Source organism: Facilibium subflavum (genome assembly GCF_003574485.1).
Taxonomy (GTDB): domain Bacteria; phylum Pseudomonadota; class Gammaproteobacteria; order Francisellales; family Francisellaceae; genus Facilibium; species Facilibium subflavum.
Genome location: NZ_QLIT01000174.1, coordinates 1 through 13,010 on the forward strand (window position 1 = coordinate 1; position 13,010 = coordinate 13,010).

General features: G+C 38.0%; 11 protein-coding genes and 1 riboswitch. Of the genes, 5 read left to right on the forward strand and 6 right to left on the reverse strand.

Annotation, left to right across the window (positions count from 1 at the left end; genetic code table 11):
* The coding region (locus DNK84_RS10255) for a hypothetical protein (protein WP_162902372.1) at nt 1-314 on the forward strand (314 nt) is incomplete at its 5' end.
* 138 nt (nt 315-452) lie between these two features.
* Here DNK84_RS10255 and DNK84_RS10260 read toward each other — a convergent pair.
* Complete coding sequence (locus DNK84_RS10260; protein ID WP_162902373.1) at nt 453-1,694, reverse strand: multidrug effflux MFS transporter; 1,242 nt, start codon at nt 1,692-1,694, stop codon at nt 453-455.
* Between the two features lie 163 nt (nt 1,695-1,857).
* Between DNK84_RS10260 and DNK84_RS10265 the strand changes: the two genes are divergently transcribed.
* A complete protein-coding gene (locus tag DNK84_RS10265; protein ID WP_119344424.1) occupies nt 1,858-2,457 on the forward strand; it encodes a TetR/AcrR family transcriptional regulator in 600 nt (199 codons plus the stop codon).
* 141 nt (nt 2,458-2,598) lie between these two features.
* The gene (gene nhaA, locus DNK84_RS10270) at nt 2,599-3,738 is read left to right on the forward strand and encodes a Na+/H+ antiporter NhaA (RefSeq protein ID WP_119344425.1); all 1,140 of its coding nucleotides are present in this window, start codon (nt 2,599-2,601) and stop codon (nt 3,736-3,738) included.
* Nucleotides 3,739-3,775: 37 nt separating this feature from the next.
* Here the strand turns inward: nhaA and DNK84_RS10275 are convergent, their stop codons facing one another.
* On the reverse strand, nt 3,776-5,182 hold the full coding sequence (locus DNK84_RS10275) for an APC family permease (protein ID WP_235826882.1): 1,407 nt from the start codon (nt 5,180-5,182) through the stop codon (nt 3,776-3,778).
* 223 nt (nt 5,183-5,405) lie between these two features.
* Here DNK84_RS10275 and DNK84_RS10280 point away from each other — a divergent pair, with 223 nt between their 5' ends.
* Nucleotides 5,406-6,278: a LysR family transcriptional regulator gene (locus tag DNK84_RS10280; RefSeq protein ID WP_119344426.1), complete on the forward strand. Its 873-nt coding sequence runs from the start codon at nt 5,406-5,408 to the stop codon at nt 6,276-6,278.
* Here the strand turns inward: DNK84_RS10280 and thiE are convergent.
* The 4 genes from thiE to nrdA form a co-directional block, all read right to left on the reverse strand.
* On the reverse strand, nt 6,273-7,748 hold the full coding sequence (gene thiE / locus DNK84_RS10285) for a thiamine phosphate synthase (RefSeq protein WP_119344427.1): 1,476 nt from the start codon (nt 7,746-7,748) through the stop codon (nt 6,273-6,275). The genes DNK84_RS10280 and thiE overlap by 6 nt on opposite strands.
* 75 nt (nt 7,749-7,823) lie before the next feature.
* Nucleotides 7,824-8,072, reverse strand: a complete 249-nt coding sequence (yfaE, locus tag DNK84_RS10290; RefSeq protein ID WP_119344428.1) for a class I ribonucleotide reductase maintenance protein YfaE — start codon at nt 8,070-8,072, stop codon at nt 7,824-7,826.
* Nucleotides 8,073-8,103: 31 nt separating this feature from the next.
* Nucleotides 8,104-9,261, reverse strand: a complete 1,158-nt coding sequence (nrdB, locus tag DNK84_RS10295; protein ID WP_119344429.1) for a class Ia ribonucleoside-diphosphate reductase subunit beta — start codon at nt 9,259-9,261, stop codon at nt 8,104-8,106.
* 18 nt (nt 9,262-9,279) lie between these two features.
* A complete protein-coding gene (nrdA, locus tag DNK84_RS10300) occupies nt 9,280-11,568 on the reverse strand; it encodes a class 1a ribonucleoside-diphosphate reductase subunit alpha (protein ID WP_119344430.1) in 2,289 nt (762 codons plus the stop codon).
* A 311-nt stretch (nt 11,569-11,879) separates the two neighbouring features.
* A riboswitch (cobalamin riboswitch) is annotated at nt 11,880-12,098 on the reverse strand.
* Between the two features lie 289 nt (nt 12,099-12,387).
* Between nrdA and DNK84_RS10305 the strand changes: the two genes are divergently transcribed.
* A complete protein-coding gene (locus tag DNK84_RS10305) occupies nt 12,388-12,894 on the forward strand; it encodes a single-stranded DNA-binding protein (protein WP_119344431.1) in 507 nt (168 codons plus the stop codon).
* The last annotated feature ends 116 nt before the right edge of the window (nt 12,895-13,010 follow it).

Consider the following 13,010-nt stretch of genomic DNA (forward strand, 5'->3'; position numbering starts at 1 on the left):
TATTTTGTGCGCTTCCCAATATTGCCGAATTTTATGAATTCAGAGAGACGCTTTGTAGCAGACTATCAACAGAAAATTATAACGATTTTAAAACCGAGACCCTTCAATTCTTATCAGATATACAAGAACGATATGGTAAAGCATTTATCATCAAGCCTATGGAAATATTGGCAGCTTTTAATAGCCGAATATCACAATTACAACACACTTTACAATCAGAAGAAGCTCATGAGGAGCATATCTTTTTAGCACTAAACCTTGAGCAAAGTTATAAAAACATAGAGGACGCCATTCAATTGCATGGCAGTATTTAGTTGCAAAGCACTTTGCAAAAATTTTGGTAAGCTGGATTGCAGGTAATAGCTTTGGACTATTACCAAAACTCAAGTTGTCAAAATCACACAAAGAGTAAAGCAAGAAGTACAATAAAATGATTTATGGGTGGTGTATAATCATAAAATCAAACTACGATGTTTTCCTAATAACTGACGAACATTTACATGAACGCAGACAAACAAAATTAATGCAGTAACAGATAAAACAAGCAATATCAATGCAAGGTCTATCGCATTTGGTGTTACAAAAGAAGCAATTGTGCTGACTAAAAACATGCCAAACATCTGCAAAAATCCATACATAGCACCAGCAGCACCTGCTTTATGTTTGAAGAAACTAAGCGCACTACCCACTACAGTTGGACCAATAAGGCTGCTTCCCATCACATAAACACACAAACATATCATAATCGCCACACCGTTGATTGCTTGTAATTTTGATAAAAGCAATAACACAAAGCTTGCCCCAACAAGCAAGACAAGCCCTTGGAAGATCGTACCTGTGACACCAAATCTTTTTAAGGCATAAAGAGCGACATAAAAACGTGAAATAAACGCACAAGAGAGAATTAATAATGATAACAGGCCAAACCCTTGTGCTGAAAAACCAAGCTTCTCTATAAAGATAAATGGCCCAATCGTATAAAATGCAATGACACCAGCAAAACCTGCGATCATACAAAATATATAAATCATAAAACGCGCATGCAACAGCATTTCCAAATAGTTTTTTGCCATATGTGATGCATTAAGCGCCTGTGTGTCACGTTTTGCTTTTGGATGGGTTTCAGGCAAAACATATCGAATACCTGGCAGCACGATGGCAATAAAGACTGCCATAATAACAAACGATACGCGCCAGCCTGCATAGGCTTCAACAAACCCGCCAATTGTTGGTGCAACCGCAGGTGCTAATAAGAAAAACATGCTTAACCAGCCAACGATTTGCATGAGTTTTTCTTTGCTTACCCAATCTTGAATAATTGTTCTAGAAAGCCCCATTAATGCACCAGCGCCAACACCTTGCAAAAAACGGCCTATTAATAGCGTTTCAATATTAAATGACAGTACACAAAGTATACTTGCAATTAAATAAACGATACCGCCAGTCATTAATATCGGTTTGCGACCATATTTATCTGATGCCGGCCCATAAACAAGCTGTGATACCGCTAAAGAAATCAAAAAAAATGAAATACTCAAGCGTGTCACCGATGAATTTGTCACAAAATCTTTTGTAATCATCGGCAAGCTTGGCACATACATATCAGCTGCCAAAAAATAGCTAAATCCCAGTAATATCGAAAATGTACAAATTAACCAAAGGCTTTTGCTGCTATTTGTTGTTGTTTTTATCATATCAACTTCCCCAATTGAACACATGTTCAACATGATAACATAATTTAACGATCGTTCAATAAAAATATTTAAAAATCTGGTGGAAATAACAACAATTTTTACTTGCACATCCTGGCAATTAAATTACTATTAGCTGTAAATAACGATTATATTGATATTGAAAATGCCAAAGAAAAGGCCTGAAAATGGATATCCTAAGATTATAAAAGCGGCAAAAACTTTATTTGTTAAAAATGGCTTCAATGGAACGTCTTTACGAGATATTGCAAAAAAAGCAACTGTGCCAGTATCGTTAATTTATCACTACTTTGATAGTAAAGCACACTTATGGAAAGAGGTGAAACTCACTTATTTAAAAGAAAGTGGCTGGGAAGAAAAAGATATATTTCCACAACATGAAGACTTTGAAAGTTTCATTAGAGGTTTTGTGCAGCAACGCATTCATTTTCTTGCCAAGCATCCTGATATGTTAAGACTATTTGACTGGCAAAGGCTTGAGGATAAAAAGTCACAATTATTTGGCATTGGTAACACAAAGAACACATCACCACGAAAAAATCTAATTGATTGTATCGCACATTTTCGCCAAAAGGGGCAGATATACGATAATCTTTCCGATGATGAAATATTTAGCATGATCTTTGGACTTGTCTTTGGTCCTTTTGTGCGTACAGGACTATCATGCTTTAAAACACAACAAACCAGACAAAAATACATCGATACAATAGGCGACATGCTTGTTAACACCATTGTTCAAAAGTAATTTAAAGCCATATTACTATATCCCTGTGCAAGCTGATTTGGTAAAATCAAGCCTGAGTGAGAGCTTATATACACTATCATTCGTCGCGCAAAAGGCATTTGTGTATTAAAAAACAATGAAAAGTAAAAACAGGCGTTTTAAATGAGTAAACAGTCTAAATTTAATATTGAAGTAATCGGTGGCATTATTTTATTTGTCTCTGCGATTTTAGCGATTATCATTAATAACTCTGCCTTTAGCAACTATTACCAAATGATAGGCAACGTTTATGCTGGTGTCAGTATTGGTGACTTCCATTTGCAAAAAACACTACTGCACTGGGTAAATGATGGCCTCATGGTAATCTACTTTTTGATTGTTGGCCTGGAGATAAAACGCGAATTTGTTGGCGGGACCTTATCGAGTAAATCTAGTGTTATCATTCCAGCAATTGTCGCATTATTTGGGCTTTTGGTGCCGGCACTTATTTATGTGCTCTTTAACTATTCAAACGCACAGTTTATGAAAGGCTGGGCAATACCCACGGCAACAGACATTGCCTTTACATTGGGTATTTTAGCGCTTTTAGGCAATAAAGTACCTACTTCACTGAAAATACTCGTCACCACAATTGCAATTTTTGATGATATTGCGGCAATTGTTATTATCGCCGTATTTTATACACATAATTTATCGTTTATTTCTTTAGGTAGCGCACTTGTCTGCCTCATTGTGCTTATTCTCTTTAATCGTTTAGGCGTTAAACGCTTAGCCCCTTATATTTTAGTTGGGATTGTTATGTGGTTTTGCGTGTTAAAATCCGGGGTACACGCAACATTAGCAGGTGTTGCCCTTGCCATGTGTATCCCACATTCAGAAAAAAACTCGCCTTTATTAAAGCTTGAGCATGGACTAAACCCCTGGGTTATTTTTATGGTCTTACCATGGTTTGCCTTTTCTAATGCGGGAATAAGCTTTCAAGGAGTCTCGCTTGGCATGTTTTTTCACCCTGTAACAATAGGGATTGTCTTAGGGTTATTTATTGGTAAGCAAATCGGTATTTTCGGTTCTTTGTATCTATTCAGCAAAACCAGGTTTTTCAGCATAGGAAGTAATCTCTCCAACGTCCAACTATATGGCATTGGCCTTGTTTGCGGTGTTGGTTTTACCATGAGTTTATTTATTGGGACACTTGCATTTGGCGCCTCACCGTTGATGAATCTCGTTAAAATTGGCGTATTAGGTGGATCTTTGTTATCAGGGGTTGTGGGTTATATTGTGTTAAGGCGCGCCTGTAGATAGTCTTATTTATACCCCGCGTGAATCATTTTTAAACACTTTATTTTATACCATTTCTCATCACAAAAAACGGAATAACTAAGGCAATGACAACGCCGCTTACAAGCAGGCTATCAAATGAAAAAGTTGAAATACTCACATCATCTGTTGGAATAAAGCCAACCAAAAGTGCCACAATACAACCCATAAACCCAAGCATAGCCATTATAATCGTGCCATAAACACCGCCTAAAAGATCAAATTGCCCTGGTCTTGGTGCATTTACGGACCGTAGTTTAATTGCCGCTGCGAACATACCAATATAAGCAATAACAGCCAATTGTGCGGTAAGTGCGCTTAAAAACCAATATGCGGCATTCACTGTTGGCATTAATAAGTAGCTTAAGCAAAAGACAGAGAAAATTAAGCCTTGTAACATTAATACCTTACTTGGCGCTTGATGGCGGTTACATTTTGCAAGAGACCTTGAGATTAAACCATCTTCTGCGGCAACTGTGAATGCGCGTGATAACCCCATAATCCAGGCTGACACTGTCGTAAATGCTCCTAAAATTAATGTTAAAGCAATAACAGCAGACATCCATGGCACATGGAACTGCCCAAAGAAATAAGTAAATGATGCCATAAGCCCTGTCACGATATCTACATGTTGTGAACCATCAGGAGTAACAGCAAAAATAGCGATATTTGATAAGATTAGTGATATTAGAATCACAAAACTTGAAATCACCAATGCACTAGGGAAGTTTCTCTTTGGATTTTTAACATTTCCTGCATGAATTGCGCTCATTTCAAGGCCAAAAAGGCTAAACATTACCGTTAAAAAAAGCCCCCAACTGCCCATATTGGATATGTTTGGCATAAAATCATTAAAGCTTGCAGGCTCTTGAATAAGGTGGCCTGATAACACCCAGAACAAAGCCAAACCAATAATAACAATCATCGGCAATAGCGTTCCAACAACTGCACCAATAATACTAATGGTGCTGGATGTTTTTATACCATAAAGATTTACAATAGTTGCCAACCAAAACATACAAAGACTCATGGCAATCATATACCAGGGATTGCTAACTAATTCATTCGGATTAATCGACAGCATAGGTCCGATCACATAAGCAATAATCCCTGCAAAAAAACCACATATTGATGGAAACCAGACCAGATTATAAAGCCATTGCAGCCACAATACGATAAAGCCTGTTCTGGCACCAAAGGCTTCTTTTGTCCACAGATAAATACCACCATTTTGCGAATACCCTGTTGCCATTTGTGCCGTTAACAAAGCACAAGGAATCAGAAAAAATACGGCAGCAATAATATAAAAACTCACCACAACCCAACCGGCTTGTGCGGTGATGGAAATATTACGTAAGCTGTCAACAGCAATAATATTAATCATCACCAGGCGTAGTAAAGTGAGTGTTTTATTTGATGTTATTTGCATAGGCTTACCTTTTTAACAGCGCTCACCAAAACACATCTCTCATAATTAATGACAGCAAGCCTGGTTAAAGCGTCATATCAATCTAAACGGAAGATCAAATTTTAACACAGTCAAGTTACGAGTAAATGTAAAATGTGCTTTGATATTAAATTTTCTGTGGTGCTGGTGTTTTATACATTTCTTTGATTTAATAAATCAATTCAACGAATAATCAAACACAAAGATGAAAGCACACTTTAGTTTAAAACAGGTTGAGGTTTTTATAGCACTAGTTGAAATTAAAAACTTCACTCGCACTGCGGAAAAATTATATATGACGCAACCTGGCGTTTCTGCACAGCTTAGGAATCTAGAAGCGCAAATTGGCGTATCCTTAGTGAAAATAAGCGGACAAAAATTAATCATAACGGATACAGGCATCGGGCTTTATAAGCATTTTTTAAAAATAAAATCAGACATAGAAACTACAAGGCAATATATTGATGATGTTAAAGGGGTAATTACTGGCGATATTAGAATTGGCTTGCCATCGTCAGTCTCAGCACAACAAATCGTCTTTAAAAATCTTCAGGACTTTATTGAAAGCCATCCAAAGGTGAATTTTGCTTTTGAAGTTCATGACAGGCGACAACTTTATGAAAAGCTTGAAAATGGCGAACTTGATATCATCTTTGCCGGTCGTGTTAAGCCAGAATATTACCAGGTGGCGATTGAGAAGATTCCTGTTTATGTTGCCATTTCTAATCATGAAAACGCTACCGACTACCCTGAATCATTAACGGCTATTACAGATAAAACCTTAATCTTACCAGATCCAGATACAGAAATTTTTAACCTGTGGCCAAAAGAAGCCATGGCGAAAAACAATACTATTTATTTTAATAATGGGAATCTGGTAGAGCAAGCCATACAACAAGGCTTAGGCATCGGTTTAATCACTGGCGATACAATGATCAAACAAAATCTGGCTCAAATTGTTCCCATGAAAGAATTCCCAAGGTATCTTAATTTTCACCTTGCCTGTTTAAAAGGATTTGAGCAAAACCCGGCTATAAATGCCTTAGAAAAATTCTTAAGACCAATTGAAACGCTATGACTTGATCACATCCTGTGCTTTTTCTACACACTTGGCATAGTCTTTTGCCTTGGTAACATAGCTGACAACGGCAATACCATCAACACCTGTTTGCCATACACTATCGATATTATTTTCATCAATCCCGCCAATGGCAACCAGTTGTATCGCTTTTGTCAGTCTACGCCATTGATGCAACATTTCCAAACCACGAGGCGTAAATTTCATCTTTTTTGTATTGGTATGAAATATTGGACCCAAAGCGACATAAGAAGGATTGATCGTTAATGCTCGGGCTAATTCATAATGATTATGTGTGCTTAGACCTAAACGTAAACCAGCTTTAGCAATGGCCGGAAAATCTGCAATGTCCAGGTCCTCTTGGCCTAGATGAACACCAAAGCAATTATATTCTATTGCCAATTGCCAATAATCGTTAATAAACAAGGCCAGGTTATATTCTTTGGCAATCTGATTGGCTTTTATGATTTGCCGCCTGATTTCATCGATCGGAAGGCCTTTCAAACGCAACTGTATGGTTTTAACCTGAAGCTTTGCAAGCCTTTCTATCCAGTTCACATCATCAACAACTGGATAAAAGCCAACGCGCGCCATTTCTGGAAATATTAATGACGTTTCTATGGCTTCACGATAAATAAGTGGCAATGCATTGTGATGATTAATCGCTTTGTTTTGTTGGTAGGCTAATATCTTTTTATTATCAAAATGATAATAGTCTTTTGATAATGCCTGCGTTAAATGCGATTTTGCAAGACATACGGCTTCTTCCAAAGGCGCATCATATGCCATAACAGAAGCAATACTGGCAGCTAAAGCACAGCCTGTACCCCGGGCATCAGTCATATTATCGATTTTAGGCTTAAAGTAATGCAAACAGCCGTTTATATATAAACAGTCTAATCCAATATTCTGTGCGAAATGCCCGCCTTTAATTAACACATTACCAACTTGGTAATGTGCTGCCAATTGAGTAGCAAGCGGTGATAAATCTGCTTTATCTGCCTGTACCATTTTATTACCCAATAACACACATGTTTCAGCTATATTAGGCGTGATCAGCGTTGCCAAAGGCAGAAGTTTTTGTTTAATCAATGCAATAATATTTTTATCACAAAACACCCCACCACTGGTGCTTTGAAACACTGGATCGCAAATATAAAGCACATCTGGGTTTTGCTGTAAATATTCGCTTAATCTTTCAACCTGCTTTACGGTTGCTAACAAACCAGATTTAATGATTTTTGGTTTTTGGGTTGCCATCAATAAATCAAATTGCTGACAGAAAACATCATCACTAACAGGGTTTAATGCAATAAACTGCTGGTTATTTTGTGCCGTATTGGCAGTAATAAGGCTTATTGCATGCACATCGAAAAAGTAAGCGATTTTTAGATCCACGCCAATACCTGCTGAATTTGTTGGATCAATGCCACCGATGAACCAGACAAGTGGTTTTATATATTGTCTCATATCTCTTAATGGTCAAATAAAGTAAGCTCGTAGTATAAAATACCTTTGGTGCTTATGTCATTGGCTTATTTTGATTTACTGCTTTAATAAAAGATCACTTTTTGCTTTTGCCACACAAATAAAAATCTCACCATTTTTTGCCATGGCAAAAGGTTCTTGCTGATAAAGAACTTCTCCTTCAATAAGCTGACACCGGCAGGTACCACAAATACCATCACGGCATTGATAGTTCACAATTACGCCCGCAGACTCTAAAGCCTCCAGTATTGTTTTACCTTCATCCTGTACATCAATCGTTTGGCTGTTAAAGATGATTTTTTTCACTCATCGCCCCCAAATGAAAACGATTTATGGTTTACAGCTCACCAAAATCCTGGAAAGCATCCGCATTGATGGTGCTATCAATTTGACCTGACAGATAAGAGCTTATTTCTGTTTCTTGCGGTGCGACCTGGACATTATCAGAATCTAAATAGGTATTAATCCAGGGAATTGGATTGGATTTTGGAATATGACCGCCTTGATAATCAAGATCAATCGCCTGCATTCTCTCTTTGGCCAGAAAATCAATATATTGGCAGAGTATCTGCTCATTTAAGCCAAGCGTTGAGCCTTCTTGGAACAAATATTTTGCCCATTGTTTTTCCTGTTTGATTGCTTGTGTAAAGATATGGTGCGCTTCATCTTTACTTTGATGTGCAATCTCCGTTAATTCCTGATCACCATCTTTGCCTTGATGGATGATATTAATCATATGCTGTGTACTAGCCAGGTGTAAGGCTTCATCACGTGCAATAAGCTTCATTATCTTACCACAGCCTTCAACTTTCTTTTGCTCAGAAAACGCAAAAGTACAGGCAAAGCTGACATAAAAACGAATGGCTTCTAAAGCATTTACCGCTTGCAAAGCTAAATATAAGGCCTTTTTCACGGCTTTTAAATCGACATAAACTTTTTGGTTGTTAATGACATATTCCCCAGCACCTTGTGTCTGGAATAATTGTGTCTTTAAAATCAAATCATCATAATAACAGGTAATATCGGTAGCACGTTTGCGAATGTTCTCATTATCCACAATATCATCAAAAACCAGACTTGGGTCATCAAGCATTGATCTGACCATATGCGTATAAGATCTGCTGTGAATCGTCTCAGAAAAGCTCCAGGTTTCAATCCAGGTTTCAAGCTCAGGCAATGAAACCAATGGTAAAAAAGCGATATTGGGACTTCTGCCTTGCACTGAATCAAGCAGCGTTTGATATTTAAGGTTTGACAAGAAAATATGCTTTTCAGCATCGCTGAATTTTTGAAAATCAATCCGGTCACGGGAAAGATCAACTTCTTCTGGTCGCCAGAAAAAGGACAATTGCTTTTCGATTAAGCGTTCAAAAATAGAATGCTTTTGCTGGTCATAGCGCGATACATTGACTGGATGGCCAAAGAACATCGGTTCAAATAATGCATCATTTTTTTGCGTATGAAAAGTTGTATAAGTATGATTAATTTGGCTCATTTTATTTTCTCAATTCGTTTAAATTTTACAAGCACCAGAAGCACAGTCATCAGCAGATTCATCGACCACCACTTCTTGCTGTTGGGCATGCGTTTGACCGGCATGATCACGCGTATTATGGTAATAAAGGGTTTTAAGTCCATATTTATAAGCAATCAATAAATCTGATAACAACTGCTGCATTGGCACTTTATAGTCTTTATAATTCGCAGGATCATAATTGGTATTCGTTGACATTGATTGGTCAACAAACTTCTGAATAATTGCACAAAGCTGCAGATAACCTTTGTTATCCGACATCTGCCATAAAAGCTCGTACTGGTCTTGCAGATTCTGAATTTCCGGCACAACCTGCTTTAGAACACCATCTTTACTCTGTTTAATTGATATAAGCCCTCTTGGCGGTTCTATGCCATTGGTTGCATTAGAGATTTGAGATGATGTTTCAGATGGCATAATCGCTGATAACGTTGAATGTCGCAAGCCATCCTTTTTAATGGCTTGGCGTAACGCTTCCCAGTCTTTTTTAAGCGGCATCTGGCAAAAACTGTCAATCTCTTTTTTATAAGTATCAATAGGCAACAAACCCTCTGCATAAGTTGTATCGTCAAACCAATCACAACGCCCCTTTTCCCGTGCCAGTTGATTTGATGCTTTTAAAAGGTAATATTGAATCGCTTCAAAGGTTTCATGCACCAGATCATTGGCACTTCCATCACTATAACGCATATGATTTTTTGCCAGATAATAGGCAAAATTGATCACACCAACACCAAGGCTTCGGCGGGATTTGGCAGGCTTTTCTGCGGCAATTACCGGATAGTTTTGGTAATCCAGCAGATTATCTAACGCACGAACGATTAAATCTGCTAAATGCTCTAATTCATCCAAATTTTGCAATGCGCCTAAGTTAAATGCCGATAAGGTACAAAGTGCAATCTCACCTTGATCATCAAACACATGTGTTAATGGTTTTGTTGGCAGGGTAATTTCCATGCAAAGGTTCGACTGCTTAATCGGTGCACGCTTTGGATTAAATGCTGAATGTGTATTGCAATGATCCACATTTTGTATATAGATACGCCCAGTTTGTGCTCGCTCTTGCATTAAAAGCGAAAAAATCTCAGCCGCCGGCATCGTTTTTTTGCGAATATCTGGATTGTTTTCTGCTTCAATATAAAGTCGCTCAAATTCCGCTTGATCGGCAAAAAATGCATCATATAAACCAGGTACATCTGATGGACTAAAAAGTGTAATATTCTGTTGTTTAATCAAACGTTGGTACATTAATTTATTAATTTGCACGCCATAATCCAAGTGACGAACACGATTATCATCCACACCACGATTGTTTTTTAAGACCAGCAATGAAGGTGCTTCAAGATGCCAAATAGGATAGAATAACGTCGCCGCACCGCCGCGAACACCACCTTGCGAGCAGGATTTTACCGCTGTTTGGAAATATTTATAAAATGGAATACATCCGGTATGAAGCGCCTCACCTCCTCTAATCTCACTACCAAGTGCGCGAATCTTGCCAGCATTAATACCAATACCAGCACGTTGTGAAACGTATTTCACAATTGCCGAAGCTGAGGCATTAATTGAGTCCAAACTATCATCAGTATCGATTAACACACAAGAGCTAAACTGCCTTGTTGGCGTTCTGACACCTGCCATAATCGGTGTGGGCAGAGAAATCTTAAATTGGCTGACCGCATCATAAAAATCTAAGACATATTGCATCCGAATGCTTGGATCATAGCTTGAAAACAAGCAGGCACTCACCAGCATATATAGCATTTGTGGTGTTTCATATACCTGGCCTGTTACACGGTTTTGAACCAGATATTTTCCTTGCATTTGATTCACTGCAGCATAGGTGAAATTCATATCACGCCAGTGGTCAATATGCGCATCCATTTGCGCAAACTCATCTACACTGTAATCTGCTAATAAGTGCTGATCGTATTTATTCAGCTGTACAAGCTTTTCAACATGGTCATACAGCTTTGGTGGCTCAAACTGACCATAGGCAAGCTTTCGTAAATGAAACACAGCCAAACGTGCAGCCATATATTGATAATCAGGCGTGTCTTTTGAAATTAAATCTGCTGCTGTTTTAATGATAATCGCTTGAATATCTGAGGTTTTCATACCCTCATAAAGCTGAATATGTGATTGCAGCTCAACTTGCGACACAGAAACGCCTTCCAAACCTTCAGCAGCCCAGGTTAATACGCGATGAATCTTGTCCAAATTAACCGGTTCTTTTCGCCCATTTCTTTTTGTTACATTTACTTGCATTACTTTTTTCCTGTCATTTGACGCTATTTGTATAAAATACACTTTAACCAGCTATAAACTGTTTTACGAGTGGTGTATGCTTTTTGCCTTGGCATGTTGTAATAACGCACTAATACATCTTAATTTTATTGTTATGAAAACTTCAAGAAACAAAAATGAAACTGTCTTTAACGATGGTTATCAAACGTACTATAACAAGTACAGCGACAACGACCAGGTCCCGTGGGACACACGGTGACAATTCATCTGCTTTGTTCCTCGAAAGCGTTTTGCCACTACCAAATCATGTTTATATGCGGCAGGCCTATACTTTATAAAAACACTTTATGGCAGGTATTCGGACTTATGGACAGTTGATGATAACATCAAACCTACTCAACACCGCTTCCCGGTCTCCCAGTGCTTTTACATAATACTCATGTATGTGTTTTTCGTTTCCAATTACCGCTGCGGGCCAGCTCTGGATTCACACCAGATTCCCTCTTACGAAGTAATTAAATACATGCTTAACCACTTACCATTTTATTCTTTCTTCACAAGTTAGTGTAATGAAAAATCCTGGAAAAAGACACCGATTTATTGGAAATACTTGGCCTGAATTTTAGGCAAATCGTTACTACCCAGACCCTTTGCAATTACATCACTGACCCATAAATAATTTTACTATTTTTACGTAAAAAAAACATAAGGCAAATTTAAACACATGAAATCCTGGAAAATTGGATCAAGTGTCATAAACTCAAGAAAATCAATTGTGATGCTAAGGCAGATATGTGTAAAATGTAAGGTATACATTTCTATAAACAGGATAAATAAATCATGGCAAAAGGTACAATTAACAAAGTTATTCTATTAGGCCGTTTAGGCGCTGATCCTGAAGTTCGTTACATGCCAAGCGGCATGGCTGTCGCAAATTTAAGGCTTGCAACAAATGATGGCTATAAAGATCGCCAAACAGGCCAGTTCATTGAAAATACAGAATGGCACCGTGTTGTTGTTTTTGGTAAACAGGCTGAAGTCATCCAACAATATACGCAGAAAGGCTCGCTTTTATATGTGGAAGGTAGAATCCGCACCAGTAAATGGCAGGATAATCAAGGGCAGGATCGCTACACTACAGAGATCGTCGCTACAGAGTTCCAGTTAATTGGCGGACGTGGTGAGCAAAGTGATTTTAGCAATGCAAATCAGCAGCAAGGTGGTTTTGAGCAACCTTCTTCACAGCCAGTAAGACAGAATCAACCTGCTCAAGCTCAACCACAAACAGGAAACCAGCCTGATTTAAGTCAACTAAATGACTTTAATGATGATGATATTCCATTCTAGGTTTTTAATAATATATTGGTCATGAACAGCCTTCTCCTACTTTCTTCTATCCCGACTTTGACACTTTTGAATGTGAAAGCCTTATTTTATAAGGATTCCTTCAAAACCCAGGGCAC